Source organism: Kribbella sp. NPDC056345 (genome assembly GCF_042262745.1).
In the GTDB taxonomy this organism is placed as follows: Bacteria; Actinomycetota; Actinomycetes; order Propionibacteriales; family Kribbellaceae; genus Kribbella.
Map to the genome: position 1 here is coordinate 229,855 of NZ_JBHJQQ010000008.1, position 16,412 is coordinate 246,266.

Sequence of the window (16,412 nt, forward strand, 5' to 3'; positions counted from 1 at the left end):
CTGCTCGAACGTGATCGAATGGTGCCAACCGGCCGCCATCCGGCTGACCGAAAGTGTGAAGGAGGAGCCCCGGGTGAAGCGTTATGAACGCCTCAACACCTTGCTCGAGTCGCTCGCCGAGAAGGGCGCCATCGACGTCGACGAGCTCGCCGAGCAGTTGCACGTGTCCGCGGCGACCATCCGGCGCGACCTGGACCACTTGGGCAAGCAGCAGCTCCTCACCCGGACCCGGGGTGGCGCCGTCGCCAACGCGGTGTCGTACGACCTGCCGCTGCGCTACAAGACTGCGCGTTTCGCGTCCGAGAAGCAGCGGATCGCGCAGGCGGCGGCCACGCTGGTCCGTCGCGGCATGGTGATCGGGATGAACGGCGGCACCACCATCTCCGAGGTGGCGCGCACGCTGGCAACCCGGCCGGAGCTGTCCGCCGAGCACGGCGAGCCGGCGTTCACGCTCGTCACCAACGCGCTGAACATCGCCAACGAGCTGATCGTCCGGCCGCACGTGAAGATGGTCCTCACCGGCGGTGTGGCGCGGCCGCAGTCCTACGAGATGATCGGGCCGCTGTCGCACCGGATCCTGGCCGACCTGTCGCTGGACATCGCCTTCATCGGGGTCGACGGGATCGACGAGACCGGCGCCACCGCGCATCACGAGGGCGAGGCGAACATCAACCAGCTGATCGTCAGCCGGGCCGCCAAGGTCGTCGTGGTCGCCGACTCCTCCAAACTCGGCCAGCGCGCCTTCGCCCGGATCTGCGAGCTGAGCGAGATCGACACCCTGGTCACCGACGCCCAGGCCGACGAGAGCCAGCTGACCGTCTTCAAGGAAGCCGGTATCGACGTCATCCGCGCGTAGCCGCATCTTCGCCGTACCTCCTCCGCTGGGGTGAGCTCTGTCCTGACAGGACGATCATATCTGATTGCGGGCCGGTTGTAATGAGCAGTTTTGTGCAATCTCCGCGCGGGAGGCGGGGAAACCGGACCCGGTGCCGCTAGGCTTCTGGGCAGCATGAGCAGCGCAGCAGCGGATTACCCCGCAGACCCACGGGAGGGCATCATCGCCACCGGCATCGACCCGAGCTCCTGGGCGTACGCCGAGGACTACATCGGAGACGACGAGGTCGTCACCGGTGCCCGGGCGAGCGCTGCGGACAGTGGCATCGCCGCGATCGGCTCCGGTTCGGCGAGCGCGCTCAGCCTGCTCGCCGCCACCGTCGGCGCCAAGGCGGTCGTCGAGATCGGCACCGGCACCGGCGTCTCCGGCCTGGCCCTGCTCCGCGGCATGCGCACCGACGGCACCCTGACCACGGTCGACCTGGACGCCGAGAACCAGCGCCTGGCCCGCAAGACCTTCCTGGACGCCGGCATCACCTCGAACCGCTTCCGCCTGATCGCCGGCGCCGCCCTCGACGTCGTCACCCGCCTCACCGACGGCCACTACGACCTGGTCTTCTGCGACGCCGACCGCCGCGAGAACACCGCCTACCTGCACGAGGCCCTCCGCCTGCTGCGCCCCGGCGGCATCGTCATCTTCGCCGGCATCCTCACCGCCGGCCGAGTCCCCGACCCGGCCCACCGGGACCCCGAAACCACCGCCCTGCGCGACCTGATCCGCGCAGTCCGCGAGGACGACGACCTGGTCTCCGCCCTCCTCCCCACCTCCGACGGCCTCCTCACCGCCACCAAGCGCCTGAACTGACCCAGAGCGAACGGCCTGCACTCCCACTCAACGGGTCAGGTGGTGAGGCGGGCGAGTTCGGTGGCCAGGTCGTTGAAGGGGTCGGTGACGGGGTCTATGAGCTCGTAGTGGCCGCAGTTGGGGATGCGGTGGAAGCGGGAGGTGGGGTGAGCGGTGAAGTAGGACTCTGCGACTTGGAGAGGTACTTCGGTGTCGTTCACGCCGTGGAGGATCGAGACCGAGGCGATCGGGGCGGGCAGGTGCACCGGGTCCAGGTCGTTGCGGACGCCACTACCGATGAAGGCCTGTACGGCGCTGTTGCCCAGCATCAGCTGGTCGGCCAGCAGCAGGTCGGCGACCGGGGCCAGCGCGACCACGCCGCGCAGGCGGACCGGGTTGAGGGTGGCCGCGGCCCAGAGTGCCAGCTGACCACCGGCAGAATGGCCGACCAGCACGTACCCGTCCTGTACGTCGACCAGGTCCGGGAGCGCGTCGAGCGCCGTACGGATGTCTGAGGTCGTGATGTCGGGCTCACCAGGGACCCGGCGGTACTCGAGGGAGGCGACCGGCCAGCCGAGGTCGGACAGGGCGGCGCCGAGTGACCGGGCGTGCATGCGGTCGTACTCCGGGCGCCAGAAGCCACCGTGGATGTAGACGACCAGCGGGCGCGGGTTCTTCGCGTGCCAGTGGTCGATCACCTGGTCCGCGTGGTCGCCGTACCGGAGCTCTTCATCAGGCTCACGGCCAGAGCGGGTCAGGATCGATTCATCCTCGCTCATCAAGACCTCCCGAGGTAACGCATCGCGTTCGTCGACAACAGCTTCTGCTGCTGCTCCACGGTCAGGAAGCCGGATTTCCGCACCACCTCCCCGACCGGTCGCTCACCCAGTGGATAGGGGTAGTCGCTGCCGACCAGTACCCGATCTTCTCCCAAGGTATCGACAAGTAGCCGTAAAGGCGCTGATTCGAACACCACGGTGTCCACGAAGAACCGCTGCAGATAGTGCGAGGGTGGATGCTCTGAGCAACCACGCACGATGTCGCCGCGCCGGTGCCAGGCGTTCTCCAGACGCCCGAGCCAGAACGCGAAACTCCCGCCCCCGTGGGCGAAACAGATCCGCAGCGACTCCGGCAGTACGTCGAACGCCCCGCCGAGGATCATCGCGATGATCGACAGATGGGTCTCGGCCGGCATCCCGGTCAGCCAGCGCGCCATCCAGCGATCCAGCCGCGGCCCGCCCGGCATGTCCCACGGGTGCACGAGAACCGGCGTACCGGTCTCCGCACAATGCTTGAGGAAGGCAACGATCCCGGCGTCGTCGAGATCCTTGTCACCGACATGGTTGCCGATCTCGACGCCGGCATGCCCGGCTTCCAGGCAGCGGTCCAGCTCGGCACAGGCCGCGTCGGGATCCTGTAACGGCACCTGGCAGAACGGCACGAAGCGCTCGTCCCCGGCCAGCGTCTCCAGTGTGCGGTCGTTGAAGATCCTTGCCAGCTTGACCGCCTGCGCCGCCGGCCGGTCGTACCCGAAGAAGACCGGGGTCGGTGACACCACCTGCAGATCGATGCCATCGGCATCCATATCGGCCCGCCGTACGGCGGTGTCCCAGGCCTGCGGGCCGACCGGGCGGAACTCGGTCTCGCCGACCATGATCATCGCGGCCCGCTCGGAGTCCACCCGCAGCCACGGCCACCCCTCGCCCCCACAGGCGGCCGCGAGATCGGGCCAGCCCTTGGGGACGAGGTGGGTGTGGACGTCGACAGCCACTCAGGCCTTGCCTGGATGGACAGCACCACACTCGGGGCAGGTGCGGGCTTCCTCGCTCTCGTAGAACGCGGCGAAGACCGGCGGCAGGTCGGCGACGATGTCGGTCACCTGGAGCTCGACCTCGTGCACGATCGCGCTGCACTCACCGCAGTACCAGCGGAACTTCTCCAGCGTGCCAGGTTCGCGGACTCGCTCGATCACCAGGCCGATCGAGTCCGGACCACGCTGCGGCGAATGCGGCATGTTGCGCGGCAGCACCCACATCTCCCCCGCGTTCACCTCGACGGTCTGCGGACCGTCCTCGGTCATCACGTTGACCCGGAGCTCACCCTTGATCTGGTAGAAGAACTCCTCGTACGGGTCGACGTGGAAGTCGGTGCGCTGGTTCGGCCCGCCGACCACCATCGTGATGAAGTCGTCCCCGGTCGGGAACATCTGCTTGTTGCCGACCGGCGGCTTCAGCAGATGCTTGTTCTCCTCGATCCACTCCGGAAAGTTCGTCGCCTTCATGGTTCACTCCTTTGCGGGATCGCCGCTACGGCCTGAATCTCAATGAGCAGCTGGGGATGCGGCAGCTGATGAACAGCAACAGTTGTGCGCGAAGGCCCGTTCTCGTCGAAGTACTCACCGTAAACCTCGTTGTACCCACCGAAGTCGTTCATCGACACCAGGTACGTCGTGACGCTGACCAGGTCTTCCAGCCCGGCGTCGACTGCGCTGAGGATGTCGCGGATGTTCTCCAGTACGGCGCGCGTCTGCTCACGAATGTCGAGTGTCGTGGTGCCGAGCTCGTCGACCGAGGCGCCCGCGATCGTGTTGTCGGGGCGGCGGGAGGAGGTACCGGACACGAAGGCGAAACCGTTCGACACCTTCACATGCGGGAAGCGTCCGCGTGGGGTGGCCTTACCTGCAACAACTGTCATGACAGCTCCACACAGACGTTGGTGGGTTCGGAGTAGAAGTCGAACGAGTGCCGCCCGCCCTCCCGCCCGACCCCGGACAGCTTCATCCCGCCGAACGGCGTCCGCAGATCGCGGACGAACCACGTGTTCACCCAGACCAGCCCGACCTCCAGCGCGGCCCCCGCGCGGTGGGCACGCCCGACGTCGCGCGTCCAGACCGTTGCCGCAAGCCCGTAATCGCTGTCGTTGGCCAGCGCGAACGCCTCGTCCTCGGTGTCGAACGGCGCAATGTGGCAGATCGGCCCGAACACTTCCTCGCGGTTCGTCCGGGCGTCCGCGGGCAGCCCGGTCACGACCGTCGGTTGCACATAGCAACCACCGTCGCGGGCATCACCGAACGCCGGTACGCCGCCACCCGCGAGCACGTCGGCACCTTCGGCGCGCGCGAGATCGTAGTACGAGAGGACCTTGTCGCGGTGCTGCTGGGAGATCAGCGGCATGTTCGCCGTGGCCTCGTCGGACGGCCAGCCGTAGGTGAGTTCGCCGGCGCGGGATGCCAGTCGTGCGCAGAACTCGTCGTACACGGGGCGTTCGACGTACAGGCGCTCGGTGCACAGGCAGACCTGGCCGCCGTTGGTGAAGGTCGAGCGGACCGAGCCCTCGACCGCCGCGTCCAGGTCGGCGTCGGCGAAGATCAGGCCGGCGTTCTTCCCGCCCAGCTCGAACGAGACCGACTTGACCCGCTCTGCTGCCACCTTGGCGATCGCCGTACCGGTCGCGGACTCGCCGGTGAAGGTGATCGCGTCGATCCCCGGGTGCCGGGTCAGGTACTCCCCCGCGGACGCCGGGCCGAGACCGTGCACGAGGTTGAAGACGCCGTCCGGTACGCCGGCCGCCGCCATCACCTCGGCGAGTACGGTCGCCGACGACGGGGTCTCCTCGGACGGCTTGACGACTACCGCGTTGCCGCAGGCAAGCGCCGGTGCGACCTTCCAGGTCAGCAGAAGCAGCGGGAGGTTCCACGGTACGACGATCGCCACGACACCGACCGGTTTGCGGACCGCGTAGTTGAGCGCCCGGCGGCCGTCCACGAGCGTGGTCGTGTAGGACTCGGTGGGCGTGGTGGTGGCGAAGTCCGCGAAGGCGCGGAAGTTGGCCGCACCACGGGGGATGTCGAGAGTGCGTGCCTGGCTGATCGACTTGCCGGTATCACCGACCTCCGCCGCGACCAGGTCGTCGAACCGGCGCTCCAGCTCGTCCGCCACCCGCCGCAGCACGTTCGCCCGCTCCTGCTCTCCCATCCGGCCCCACGGGCCCTTCAGTGCACTGCGAGCCGCCTCTACCGCGGCATCCACGGTGGACTCGTCCGCCTCGCAGACCTCGAAGATCTGCTCCCCCGTCACCGGACTGATCTTGGGGAACCTCTTAGGCGAGTCAAAGAACGCCCCACCGACGAAATGCTTGAGGAGCCCCACCGAGGTCGGCTGGCCGGTCAGGAGCTCAGGCGTCCAGAGCGTCATCGGCGTCTCCTCAACAGCCTCAGTGCGACCAGTCCAAGAGCGGCTGCCGCCAGAGCGACGTACCGGTGCTGGCGGCGCACCCTGCGCTGGACCTCGGCGTACGGGGTCGTGCTGAAGGAGACCAGCTCGTAGCGGGAGACGTACTTGCCTGGGAGGAGTCGCTCCAGTGTGTGCTCCACCTGCTTGGTCAAACGGAAGGCAGGTGACGCCACCTTGTCGCGCATCTCGATGAAGTTGTTCAGCGCCATGTCGGCGATGGCTTCGGTGTTCTCGCGGCGCCGTGCCTCGAAGAGCGGCAGTGCGCGCGCCCACGAGCCACCTGTGTCGTCCAGGCACCGGTCCAGCTCGACGACGTCCTCGAACGCACAGTTCGCGCCCTGGCCGTAGAACGGGACTATGGCGTGCGCTGCGTCGCCGATCAGACCTGTCCTCCCGTGTGCCTGCCAGGGCAGTGTGTGGACCGTGCCGAGCACGCCGACGGGGTTGTGCAGGTAGTCGTCGACCAGGTCCGGTGCCAGCGGCAGCACGTCCGGGTAGTGCTCACCGAAGTACGCAATGACCGCGGTGTCCGTGGTGAGCGCGTCGAACGAGCCGGCCGGCCAGAACAGCGTGCACGTGAACGAGCGGTCTGGGTTGGGCAGGGCGATCATCATCGACGTGCCACGCGGCCAGATGTGCAGGGCACCTGGATCCAGCGCGAACTCACCGTCCACCGCCGGAATCGACAGCTCCTTGTAGCCGTAGTCCAGGAAGTCGACGTCCTCGGCAACGATGCCCTCGGCCAGCAGTTGCTCGCGCACTGCCGAGCCGGCGCCGTCTGCGCCCAGCACCACGTCTGCCGCGACCGACACCTTCCCGGACGGTGTCTGGAACACCATCCGGCCGGCTGCCGAGTCCAGCTCACACAACCGGTGCTCGAACTCCACCGAGACACCTGCGGCGGCCGTAGCTGCAGTCAGCAGCGCGTTGTTCAGTGCACTCCGGCTGATCGAGTTGATCGCCCGGTCGCCTTTGGCTGAGTACTGCTGGAAGTCGAGCGCTCCGGCGACCGGATGGATCATCCGGCCCTTCATCGGCAGCGCATCGGCCATCACCGTCGTGTCCAGCCCGATCCGCCGCAGCGCATCCAGTCCGCGCTCGGAGATGGCCAGGTTGATCGACCGGCCGCGCTCGGCCGTGGCGACGCGCGGATCCGGACGACGCTCGTACAGGGTCACCGTCAGTCCGCGCCTGGCGAGGTAGCAGGCCAGCAGACTGCCGGTCAGCCCGGCTCCGACGATCGCAACCTTCATCCTGGAATCACCTCGGCCAGCGCCGCCGCTGCGCGCCAGCAGTCGTGGTACGTCGAATACAGCGGCACCGGCGCCAGTCGCAGTACGTCGGGTTCACGTGCGTCCGCGATCACGCCGTACTCGAACCGTAGCCGCTTGGCCAACTCACCGGCAGTCAGCGCACCGCCGATCCGCAGCGACAGTTGCGCTCCTCGGCGCGCCGGATCGGTCGGTGTGATGATCGGGAGGTCGAGCAGCGTCTCCAAGTACGCGGTCAGCCGCAGACTGCGCTCACGCAGTGCAGTGATGCCCACTCGGTCGAAGATCTCCAGGGACGTGCGTACCGGACTCATCGAGAAGATCGGCGGGTTCGACACCTGCCATGCGTCCGCAGACTGCGGCGGTCGCGAGTACGGCGCCATCTCGAACCGCGTGGCGGCCTCCGTGCTCCACCAGCCCTCGAACCGCGGCCGATCGCCACCCAGGTGCCGCTCGTGCACGAACGCACCGGCCAACGATCCCGGTCCGGCGTTCAGATACTTGTACGAGCACCAGGCCGCGAAATCCACGCCCCACTCGTGCAGCTCCAGCGGTACGTTCCCTGCCGCGTGCGCCAGATCCCAACCGACGACCGCACCGGCCGCTTGACCGGCCGCGGTGATCGCTGGGATGTCCATGAGCTCACCGGTCAGGTAGTTCACACCGCCGAGCAGGACCAGCGCCACGTCCTCCCCGAGCCGGTCGAGCACCTCGGACGGCTGCACGCGGACGACAGCGTCGTCGTACCCGTGGAAGCGTGCCTGGGACTGGACGGCGTAGCTGTCCGAGGGAAAGGCCGAGTCCTCGATGAGGATCCGGTACCGCGCGGCTGTCGGGCGGTAGAACGACACCATCAGCAGGTGGAGGTTGACCGTCAGCGAATTCATCACCACGGTCTCGCTCGGCAGCGCACCAACGAGCCGGGCCGCCGGGCCGGTCAGCAGCTCGTGATACGGCAGCCACGGCCGCTCGCCCTCGAGATGGCCCTCGACCCCGAGAGCTGCCCACGAGTCCAGGTCCTCGAGCAGCTCGGTGCGGGTCGCCTTCGGCCGCAGCCCGAGCGAGTTACCCGCGAAGTACGCGACCTCGGGGTAGGGACCCTCGTGCACCGGTGGGATGTCGAAGAGCTCCCGGTGTCCCGGGTCGGCGGCGTCCAGTGCAAGTGCCTCCGCCTCCGAACTCATGCCTCGGCGACCTCCGGCTCCTCAACGGCCCGTACGGCGAGCGGCTCGACCACCTGGCCCTTGCCGAGCACCGTGACGCCGCCCTTGGAGACGGTGAAGCCACGCTGCCGGTCGTAGTCCTGGTCGATGCCGATCTCGACCCCCGGGGGAATCACCACGTTCTTGTCCAGGATGACGTTCCGCAGCACCGCACCGGCGCCGATCGTGCAGTTGTCCATGATCACCGCGCGCTCGACCTTCGCACCGGCGCCGACCTTCACGTTGGAGCCGAGTACGGAGTGGTCGACGGTCGCACCGGACACGATCGAGCCCTGGCAGATGATCGACTCGCTCACGGTCGCGTTGTCGGTGAACTTCGCCCCGGGCAACTGCGGGTGTGAGGTGAAGATCGGCCAGTCGGAGTTGTACAGGTTGAACACGGGCTGGATCGAGACCAGGTCCATGTGCGCCTCGTGGTACGAGTCCAGCGAACCGACGTCACGCCAGTAGGAGCGGTCCCGGTCGAGCGCACCGGGCACGTCGTTGTCCTTGAAGTCGTAGACCCCGGCCTTGCCCTCGGCAACGAGCATCGGCACGATGTCGCCGCCCATGTCGTGCCGGGACGCCGGGTTGGCCGCGTCCTTGCGCAGCGCCTCCACCAGCACGTCGGCGCTGAACACGTAGTTGCCCATCGACGCGAACGTCTCGTCCGGCGAGTCCGGCAGCCCGGGTGGGTCAGCCGGCTTCTCCAGGAACTCTGCGATCGTGTGACCGTCGTCGGCGGTCTTGATGACGCCGAACTCCGACGCCTCGGCCCGCGGCACCCGGATCCCCGCGACGGTGACGCCGTTGCCGCGGGCGATGTGGTCGGCCACCATCTGGGAGGCGTCCATCCGGTACACGTGGTCCGCACCGAACACCACGATGATGTCGGGCTTGGCGTCGTTGATCAGGTTCATCGACTGGTAGATCGCGTCCGCGCTGCCCTGGTACCACTGCGGGCCGAGCCGCTGCTGGGCCGGCACACAGGTGACGTAGTTGCCCAGGAACGTCGACATCCGCCAGGTGATCGTCACGTGTCTGTCCAGCGAATGCGACTTGTACTGCGTCAGCACGCACAGGCTGCGGATCCCTGCGTTCACCAGGTTGGACAGCACGAAGTCGATCAAGCGATAACTGCCGCCGAAGGGCACAGCCGGTTTGGCCCGGTCCGCCGTCAGCGGCATCAGCCGCTTTCCCTCACCACCGGCCAGCACGATTCCGAGAATTCTGGGCGCCTTTGCCATGTGCGCACCTTAGCCTTGGCAGCCCCGGCACATAAGCGGTGGCGAGTGTCGCGCTACCGGACGTGCGTAAGACTGGGGGGATGCCAACCCTCGTCGAGCCCACTGTCGCCGTGCACCGGTCCTTCCTGGCCGCCTGGGACGAGCTGCGGCCCGAAGAGGAGCGGTGGATGGGCGCGGAGACGTTCGTCGGTGGCGAAGAGGAGAACTGGACGCGCGAGCAGGCTGCGGACCCGGCCGAGTTCGAGCGGCTCGTCGACGGTATCCGCGGCGCGGCCGACCCGGACGCCGTACTGGTGCCCGGCATCGTGCCGTACACGATCCTCTGGTTCGTCGACGGCCTGGAGTGGCTCGGCCGGGTGTCCGTCCGGCATGTGCTGACTCCGCAGTTGCTGGAGCTGGGCGGCCACATCGGGTACTGCGTGCGCCCGTCGTACCGGCGTCGCGGCTACGCCACCGAGATGCTCGTCCAGTCGCTACCGGTGGCCGCCGAGCTCGGCATCGACCCGGCGCTGGTGACCTGCGACGCCGACAACCTGGCGTCGCGGAAGGTGATCCAGGCGGCCGGTGGCGAGCTGGAGGACGAGCGACACGGGAAGCTGCGGTTCTGGGTCGCTACACACACGTCCTGATGACTTATCGTCGGACTTTATGAAGGTCGCCATTCTGACGCGTGAGTTTCCTCCGGACGTGTACGGCGGGGCGGGGGTGCATGTCGACTTCCTGGTGCGGGAGTTGCGCCGGTTGCTCGACGTCGACGTGCACTGCATGGGTGAGCCACGTCTGGGCGCAACTGCGCACTCGGAGGACGACCCGCGGATCCCCCAGGCCAATGCGGCGCTGCGGATCCTGTCCACCGATCTGACCATGACTGCGGCGGTCGGCGACGCACAGCTCGTGCACTCGCACACCTGGTACGCCAACATGGCCGGCCACTGGGCCAAGCTCCTGTACGGCGTCCCGCACGTGGTGACCGCCCACTCGCTGGAGCCGCGTCGCCCGTGGAAGGCCGAGCAGCTCGGCGGTGGCTACCGACTGTCGAGCTGGGCCGAGCAAACGGCGTACGAGGCTGCCGATGCGGTGGTAGCGGTCAGCCGCGGGATGCGTGACGACGTACTGGCCTGCTACCCGTCGATCGACCCGGCCAAGGTGCACGTGATCTCGAACGGGATCGACGCCGACTTCTACCACCCGGACCCGTCGACCCACGTGCTGGAGCGGCTCGGGGTCGACCTGAGCCGGCCATACGTGACGTTCGTCGGCCGGATCACTCGGCAGAAGGGTGTGCCGCACCTGCTCCGTGCCGGGCTGCGGCTGGACCCGTCGGTGCAGCTGGTGCTGCTGGCCGGTGCGGCCGACACGGTCGAGCTGAAGGCCGAGACGGACGCGCTGATCGACGACCTGAAGGCTGCTCGCGACGGTGTCTTCGTGGTGTCCGAGATGCTGCCGCGCGAAGACGTCCGGCAGGTGCTCACGCACGCGCTCGCGTTCTGCTGCCCGTCGATCTACGAGCCGCTCGGCATCGTCAACCTCGAAGCGATGGCTTGCGAGACGGCCGTCGTCGCCAGCGCGGTCGGCGGTATCCCGGAGGTCGTCGACGACGGGGTCACCGGGACGCTGGTGCGGTACGACGAGAACGACATCGACACGTTCGAGCGCGAGCTCGCCGAGGGCATCAACGAGCTGGTCGCCGACCCGGCCAAGGCCGCTGCGATGGGTAAGGCGGGTCGCGAGCGGGCGGTGTCGCAGTTCGGCTGGGACGCGGTCGCCGAGCGGACGGTCGAGCTGTACAACTCCTTGGTGGGGTAGGGATATCCCTACCTCGATTAGGGGGCCTGCCTGATGGTGGCGAGGGGCCGCTGACGGGTTGGCTGGAGGCATGACAAACCGAGCGATTCGCATCGTCCCCGCCACTCTCGCCATCGGTGCTCTGATCGCCGCGCCGCTGTCCGCCTTCGCCGCCACCCAACCGTCGCTGGCCCAGGCCGCTGTCGCCCAGGCCTCGGTGGCCCAGCCGACAGCTGTTCGCGGTTCGCTCGTGTCCGCAGTCGAGGTCGCCAAGCTCACGGCCGCCGACCTCGACGCGGCCGCCCTCGACGCCGGCTTCGTCGACGCACCGAAGTCCCGGTACGACGTCACCGTCCACCGGCTCATCTACCGCACGATCGACCCCAACGGCCGACCGACCACCGCCAGCGGCATCGTCGTCCTGCCAGACGGCCGCCGCGGCGCACTGACCGTCGCGGAGTACCTGCACGGCACCACCGCCACCAAGGCGTACGCCGCCTCCGTGGACTCCGACTCGACCGACCGCCTGATCACGGCCCTCTTCGCCGGCACCGGCCTGGCAGCCGTCGCCCCCGACTACCTCGGCCTCGGACTCGGTCCGGGCAAACACCCCTACATCGACACCGACACCGAGACCAGCGCGTCGATCGACCTGTTGCTCGCGGCCCGCACCTTCACCGCCCGGCACGGCGTAGCCCTCAAACGCGACGTACTGGTCACCGGCTTCTCCCAGGGCGGCCGCGCCACCCTAGGCGTCGGCCGAGCCCTCACCCGCGGCGAAGCCGGCCCCTTCCGCCTCGGCGAGATCCGCGGCGTCGCCGGCCCCTACGACCTCCTCGACGTCGAGCTACCAGCCGTCTTCACAGGCCAGGTCGCCCCCAAGGTCGCCACCATGTACCTGGCCTACTTCACCACCGCCTGGGACCGCACCGTCGGCCTCTACAACCACCCCCGCGAAGCCTTCCGCGCGCCGTACGCCAAAACCGTCGAGTCCCTCGTCGACGGCACCCACACCAACGAAGAAATCGCCCAGGGCCTCCCCAACTCCCCCGCCGACCTCTTCACCCCCACCTTCTACAACAAACTCGAACACCCCACCGGCCGCTTCCACCAAGCCCTCCACGAAGCCGACCAGATCTGCCACAACTGGACCACCCGAGCCCCCATCCACTTCTACACCGGCACCAAAGACACCGACGTAGTCCCCGCGAACGCCACCTCGTGCGCAACCTCCCTACGCACCCGGAAAGCCACCGTCACCGTCCACTCAATGGGCGACGTCAACCACTTCGGCACAGCGATGACGGCCTACCCGCAGATCGTCCGCGCCTGGACTCCCTAGCCGATGCCGGCGGTGGGGGATTCGGTGGTCAGCCAGGTGGTTAGGAGGCGGGCGCCGGCGCCGGTGGCGCCGGCGGAGTATTCGTGGCGGTCGGCGGGGGACTCGGCGATGGAGGAGAGGTCGAGGTGGGCCCAGGGGGTTTTGCCGGTGAAGGCTTTGAGGAAGAGGGCGGCGGTGATGGAGCCGGGGCCCTTGGAGGAGTTGACGGAGTCGGCGATGGGGGTGGAGATGAGGTCCTGGTACTGCTCGGCCAGGGGCATTCGCCAGAGTTCTTCGCCGGAGACGCGGCCGGCCTCGGTGAGGTTGTCGGCGAGGGCGTCGTCGGTGGCGAACAGGCCGCCGTACAGCATGGCGCCGAGGGAGACCTTGATCGCGCCGGTGAGGGTGGAGATGTCGACGACGACGTCGGGCTTCAGCTCCTGGACGGCGTACGCGAGGCCGTCGGCCATCACCAGGCGGCCTTCGGCGTCGGTGTTCTTCACCTCGGTGGTGCGGCCGCCGTAGTGGCGGATCACGTCGTCGGGGCGGTACGCCGAACCGGACGGCATGTTCTCGGCCGAGCAGATCAGGCCGGTGACCCGGACCTTCGCACCCAGCTCGCGCAGGGCCGCCAGGGTCGCGATCACCGAACCGCCGCCGGTCATGTCGCGCTTCATCGACACCATGCCCTCGCGCGGCTTCAGCGACAGGCCGCCGGTGTCGTAGGTGATGCCCTTGCCGACCAGGACGACGTACGGCGTCTTGTCGGTGGCACCGTCGGGTACGTAGTCCATCCGGATGAACCGGGGCGGCCGGGTCGAGCCCTGGCCGACCGCGAGGATGCCGCCGAAGCCGTCGGCGGCCAGCTGCTTCTCGTCCCAGACCGTCACCTCGAGGCCGGTGGACGCGGCCAGCTCGGTGGCGCGGGCGGCGAGCCAGGCCGGGTCCTTCTCGTTCGAGGGGGTGATCGCGAACTGCCGGGCCAGCCAGCCCGTCCGCCCGATTACGATGCCGCGGTCGAGCACGGTCTGCCGCTCGGCCGTGGAGCCGTCGGTCAGGGTGACCCGGCCGGCCACCGGCTTGCCCTTGTCAACGGTCTTGAGGGTGTAGTGGAACGAGCCCAGTACGACGCCCTCGGCAAAGGCCTGCAGCGCCTGATCGTCGATGCCCTCGGCAACGACCGTGGTGAGCTCGTCCTTGCCGCGGCCGAACCGGGCGATCGCCGCGCCGGCGTGGCGCAGCTCCTTCGCGGTCCCGTCACCGGCGCCGACCAGCAGCACCTCACTGACCTCGCCCGACAGCAACGGGTAGGCCACGGTCGAGCCGGCCGAAGCACTGAAGCCGGCCTCCTGCTGCACCTCGAGCAGCCGGCTCAGATCGACCCCGAGCCGCTCGCCCGCCTCCTTCGCCGCAGCCGGCAACCCACTGGACCCGACCACGATCACCCAAGTGGGTGCGCCATGCACCGGCAGACCGGGCTGCCAATCCACGGCCGGAATCGTCGGGTACACGAAGGTGCTGGTGCGGCGAGCCACTGGAGGGGTCCTCACTGGTCAAGTGTCAAAAGAAACTGCGGGCCAACCGTAACGACCCCGGCCGGTACCAGAAAAGGCACCCACCGGGGTCGAAGGAATGACAGGAGTGCGGAAGGCACCCCGGAGAGTCGGTCAGCCGACGACGGCCTTCAGTGCGTTACCGAGCTCGGTCGCCTCGTCGGCGTTGAGCTCGACCACGAGCCGGCCGCCGCCTTCGAGCGGAACCCGCATCACGATCCCGCGGCCCTCCTTGGTGACCTCGAGCGGACCATCGCCCGTCCGCGGCTTCATCGCCGCCATGCGCGCACCCCTTCCCAGTTCGGTGTTGAGCGACGACACCGCGCGGATCACCGTCGCCGGCGCCGTGCGGTGATGCGCCGTCGGCGCGTATCGCAATGTGTATCCGGACCCATTATCCCCGATCACAGGCCGAAGGCGCGCACCATACGGCAGACTCGGGTTTTGTGCACGCCCGTTCAGCCCTCTTCGACCTGTACGGCGACCACCTGCGCGCGCGTGGAGCGCGGGCACCGGTGGCCGCTCTGGTGCGCCTGCTGGCACCGCTCGGCGTCCATCCCCCGGCCGTCCGGACGGCGGTGTCGCGGATGGTCCGGCAGGCCTGGCTGGAGCCGGTCCGGATCGACGGGCAGCCCGGATATGCCTTGACGGCCCGGGCGCGCCGCCGGCTCGACGACGCGGCGGCCCGGATCTACCGGACCGGGGCCGACGGCACCGATCCGGACGGCATGCCGGCCTGGGACCGGCACTGGCATCTGGGCATCCTGCACGAGGTGCCGAACGCGCGCCGCCGCGACCAGCTGGCGAGCCAACTCGCCTTCCTGGGTTGGGCTCCGCTCTCCGACGGCGCCTGGGTCGGGCTGCGCAACGACGCCGAGGTCGACCAGATCCTGGAGGTCGAAGGGATCACCGCCGACCGGTTCCGGGCGCCGGTCGACGACGGCGCGATCGAGTTCGCCCGGCGGGTCTGGAAACTCGACGAACTCGGCGCGTCGTACGACGCCTGGCTGATCGAGGCCAAGGCTCTGGTCGACGCGGCCGGGGACGGCACCACCGACGAGCAGGCGTTCGCCGTCCGCTCCGAGCTGGTGCACGAGTGGCGCAAGTTCCTCTTCCTCGATCCGGGCCTGCCGGCCGAGTTGCTGCCGGCCGGCTGGGCCGGGACACGGGCCGCCGCATACTTCGATTTCCACGCGGAACGACTGGGCCCCGCGGCCGGGCGTTTCGTCGACGACTGCCTGACAACGCACTGATTTTCCTCACCCACTGTCAAGGAGCTGACCACGATGAGTGACTCCGTCACGTACGGCGTGTCCGAAGGTGTCGCCACCATCACCCTGAACCGGCCGGACGCGATGAACGCGCTCGACACCCCGACCAAGGTGCTGCTGCGCGACACGATCCAGGCTGCGGCCGCGGACGACGCCGTACGGGTCGTGGTGCTGACCGGGACCGGACGGGCGTTCTGCGTGGGGCAGGACCTCAAGGAACACATCGGGCTGTTGCAGGCGAACGACACCGACGCGCTCTGGAGTACGGTGCCGGACCACTTCGCGCCGATGGCACTCGCGCTGGCCGAGATGCCCAAGCCGGTGATCGCTGCAGTGAACGGGGTGGCGGCCGGGGCCGGCGCGTCGCTGGCGTTCGCGTGCGACTTCCGGATCGTGGCGGACACGGCTGGCTTCAATCTCGCGTTCACCGGGATCGCGCTGTCGTGCGACACCGGGATCTCCTGGACCCTGCCGCGGCTGATCGGTCAGGCGAAGGCTTTGGAGCTGCTGTACTTCCCGCGGACCGTCCCGGCGGCGGAGTCGCTCGAGCTCGGTCTGGCGACGTCGGTGGTGCCGGCTGACGGGCTCAAGGCGGCTACTACGGAGCTGGCCGCAAAACTGGCCGCTGGGCCGACGGTCGCCTATGCATCGGTACGGCAGTCGGTTGCGTACTCCGCAACGCACACACTGGCCGAGGCGCTCGCATTCGAAGCCGCGAAGATGCAGCTGACCGGCGACACCGAGGACCACAAGAACGCGGTCGCATCGTTCGTGGCCAAAGAAAAGCCGACCTTCACCGGGCGGTAAAGGTCGGCCTCCTCACGTTGGTGGACTCCCCGGCCGCTTTCCGGT

At 68.5% G+C, this 16,412-nt stretch carries 17 protein-coding genes; 7 read left to right on the forward strand and 10 right to left on the reverse strand.

Annotated elements, in window-relative coordinates; genetic code table 11:
• The first annotated feature begins 73 nt into the window (after positions 1-73).
• Positions 74-856 carry a DeoR/GlpR family DNA-binding transcription regulator gene (locus ACFCV3_RS27700; protein WP_132410249.1) on the forward strand — a complete coding sequence of 261 codons (783 nt, stop codon included), beginning with the start codon at positions 74-76 and terminating at the stop codon, positions 854-856.
• A gap of 153 nt (positions 857-1,009) precedes the next feature.
• Positions 1,010-1,699: an O-methyltransferase gene (locus ACFCV3_RS27705; RefSeq protein ID WP_376034640.1), complete on the forward strand. Its 690-nt coding sequence runs from the start codon at positions 1,010-1,012 to the stop codon at positions 1,697-1,699.
• A 35-nt stretch (positions 1,700-1,734) separates the two neighbouring features.
• Here ACFCV3_RS27705 and ACFCV3_RS27710 read toward each other — a convergent pair whose 3' ends face one another.
• The 8 genes from ACFCV3_RS27710 to glgC are packed head-to-tail and all read right to left on the reverse strand — an operon-like array spanning position 1,735 to position 9,630.
• Positions 1,735-2,457, reverse strand: coding sequence for an alpha/beta hydrolase family protein (locus ACFCV3_RS27710; RefSeq protein ID WP_376034642.1), 723 nt, complete (start codon positions 2,455-2,457; stop codon positions 1,735-1,737).
• The gene (locus ACFCV3_RS27715; protein WP_376034644.1) at positions 2,457-3,449 is read right to left on the reverse strand and encodes an amidohydrolase family protein; all 993 of its coding nucleotides are present in this window, start codon (positions 3,447-3,449) and stop codon (positions 2,457-2,459) included. The genes ACFCV3_RS27710 and ACFCV3_RS27715 overlap by 1 nt, the downstream gene beginning before the upstream one ends.
• Positions 3,450-3,959 (reverse strand): 3-hydroxyanthranilate 3,4-dioxygenase, encoded by a 510-nt coding sequence (locus tag ACFCV3_RS27720; RefSeq protein WP_376034646.1) that lies wholly within the window; start codon positions 3,957-3,959, stop codon positions 3,450-3,452.
• Positions 3,956-4,372 carry a RidA family protein gene (locus ACFCV3_RS27725; protein ID WP_376034648.1) on the reverse strand — a complete coding sequence of 139 codons (417 nt, stop codon included), beginning with the start codon at positions 4,370-4,372 and terminating at the stop codon, positions 3,956-3,958. The genes ACFCV3_RS27720 and ACFCV3_RS27725 overlap by 4 nt, the downstream gene beginning before the upstream one ends.
• Positions 4,369-5,871 (reverse strand): 2-hydroxymuconic semialdehyde dehydrogenase, encoded by a 1,503-nt coding sequence (locus tag ACFCV3_RS27730; RefSeq protein ID WP_376034650.1) that lies wholly within the window; start codon positions 5,869-5,871, stop codon positions 4,369-4,371. Before ACFCV3_RS27730 ends, ACFCV3_RS27725 begins: the two co-directional genes overlap by 4 nt.
• Entirely contained in the window at positions 5,868-7,163 is a 1,296-nt protein-coding gene (locus ACFCV3_RS27735) for an FAD-dependent oxidoreductase (RefSeq protein WP_376034652.1), read from the reverse strand. The genes ACFCV3_RS27730 and ACFCV3_RS27735 overlap by 4 nt, the downstream gene beginning before the upstream one ends.
• Positions 7,160-8,365 carry a kynureninase gene (gene kynU / locus ACFCV3_RS27740; protein WP_376034654.1) on the reverse strand — a complete coding sequence of 402 codons (1,206 nt, stop codon included), beginning with the start codon at positions 8,363-8,365 and terminating at the stop codon, positions 7,160-7,162. Before kynU ends, ACFCV3_RS27735 begins: the two co-directional genes overlap by 4 nt.
• Entirely contained in the window at positions 8,362-9,630 is a 1,269-nt protein-coding gene (glgC, locus tag ACFCV3_RS27745) for a glucose-1-phosphate adenylyltransferase (protein ID WP_376034656.1), read from the reverse strand. Before glgC ends, kynU begins: the two co-directional genes overlap by 4 nt.
• Positions 9,631-9,710: 80 nt before the next feature.
• Here glgC and ACFCV3_RS27750 point away from each other — a divergent pair, with 80 nt between their 5' ends.
• The 3 genes from ACFCV3_RS27750 (at position 9,711) to ACFCV3_RS27760 (ending at position 12,757) form a co-directional block, all read left to right on the forward strand.
• Positions 9,711-10,259, forward strand: coding sequence for a GNAT family N-acetyltransferase (locus ACFCV3_RS27750; protein ID WP_376034658.1), 549 nt, complete (start codon positions 9,711-9,713; stop codon positions 10,257-10,259).
• A gap of 19 nt (positions 10,260-10,278) precedes the next feature.
• The gene (gene glgA / locus ACFCV3_RS27755; protein ID WP_376034660.1) at positions 10,279-11,436 is read left to right on the forward strand and encodes a glycogen synthase; all 1,158 of its coding nucleotides are present in this window, start codon (positions 10,279-10,281) and stop codon (positions 11,434-11,436) included.
• Positions 11,437-11,506: 70 nt separating this feature from the next.
• Entirely contained in the window at positions 11,507-12,757 is a 1,251-nt protein-coding gene (locus ACFCV3_RS27760; protein WP_376034662.1) for an alpha/beta hydrolase family protein, read from the forward strand.
• Here the strand turns inward: ACFCV3_RS27760 and ACFCV3_RS27765 are convergent.
• Both ACFCV3_RS27765 and ACFCV3_RS27770 read right to left on the reverse strand, forming a co-directional pair.
• Complete coding sequence (locus ACFCV3_RS27765; protein ID WP_376034664.1) at positions 12,754-14,286, reverse strand: M17 family metallopeptidase; 1,533 nt, start codon at positions 14,284-14,286, stop codon at positions 12,754-12,756. The genes ACFCV3_RS27760 and ACFCV3_RS27765 overlap by 4 nt on opposite strands.
• A 117-nt stretch (positions 14,287-14,403) precedes the next feature.
• The gene (locus ACFCV3_RS27770; protein WP_012923066.1) at positions 14,404-14,571 is read right to left on the reverse strand and encodes a DUF3117 domain-containing protein; all 168 of its coding nucleotides are present in this window, start codon (positions 14,569-14,571) and stop codon (positions 14,404-14,406) included.
• Between the two features lie 164 nt (positions 14,572-14,735).
• Here ACFCV3_RS27770 and ACFCV3_RS27775 point away from each other — a divergent pair, with 164 nt between their 5' ends.
• The gene (locus ACFCV3_RS27775; protein ID WP_376034667.1) at positions 14,736-15,542 is read left to right on the forward strand and encodes a PaaX family transcriptional regulator C-terminal domain-containing protein; all 807 of its coding nucleotides are present in this window, start codon (positions 14,736-14,738) and stop codon (positions 15,540-15,542) included.
• Between the two features lie 33 nt (positions 15,543-15,575).
• A complete protein-coding gene (locus ACFCV3_RS27780; protein ID WP_376034669.1) occupies positions 15,576-16,367 on the forward strand; it encodes an enoyl-CoA hydratase/isomerase family protein in 792 nt (263 codons plus the stop codon).
• The last annotated feature ends 45 nt before the right edge of the window (positions 16,368-16,412 follow it).

Coding starts and splice junctions, on each gene's coding strand:
- ACFCV3_RS27720 (WP_376034646.1), bottom strand. CDS start 3,959: ATGAAGGCGACGAACTTTCCGGAGTGGATCGAGGAGAACAAGCATCTG.
- ACFCV3_RS27725 (WP_376034648.1), bottom strand. CDS start 4,372: ATGACAGTTGTTGCAGGTAAGGCCACCCCACGCGGACGCTTCCCGCAT.
- ACFCV3_RS27730 (WP_376034650.1), bottom strand. CDS start 5,871: ATGACGCTCTGGACGCCTGAGCTCCTGACCGGCCAGCCGACCTCGGTG.
- ACFCV3_RS27735 (WP_376034652.1), bottom strand. CDS start 7,163: ATGAAGGTTGCGATCGTCGGAGCCGGGCTGACCGGCAGTCTGCTGGCC.
- ACFCV3_RS27710 (WP_376034642.1), bottom strand. CDS start 2,457: ATGAGCGAGGATGAATCGATCCTGACCCGCTCTGGCCGTGAGCCTGAT.
- glgA (WP_376034660.1), top strand. CDS start 10,279: ATGAAGGTCGCCATTCTGACGCGTGAGTTTCCTCCGGACGTGTACGGC.
- ACFCV3_RS27770 (WP_012923066.1), bottom strand. CDS start 14,571: ATGGCGGCGATGAAGCCGCGGACGGGCGATGGTCCGCTCGAGGTCACC.
- ACFCV3_RS27780 (WP_376034669.1), top strand. CDS start 15,576: ATGAGTGACTCCGTCACGTACGGCGTGTCCGAAGGTGTCGCCACCATC.
- ACFCV3_RS27750 (WP_376034658.1), top strand. CDS start 9,711: ATGCCAACCCTCGTCGAGCCCACTGTCGCCGTGCACCGGTCCTTCCTG.
- kynU (WP_376034654.1), bottom strand. CDS start 8,365: ATGAGTTCGGAGGCGGAGGCACTTGCACTGGACGCCGCCGACCCGGGA.
- ACFCV3_RS27705 (WP_376034640.1), top strand. CDS start 1,010: ATGAGCAGCGCAGCAGCGGATTACCCCGCAGACCCACGGGAGGGCATC.
- ACFCV3_RS27760 (WP_376034662.1), top strand. CDS start 11,507: ATGACAAACCGAGCGATTCGCATCGTCCCCGCCACTCTCGCCATCGGT.
- glgC (WP_376034656.1), bottom strand. CDS start 9,630: ATGGCAAAGGCGCCCAGAATTCTCGGAATCGTGCTGGCCGGTGGTGAG.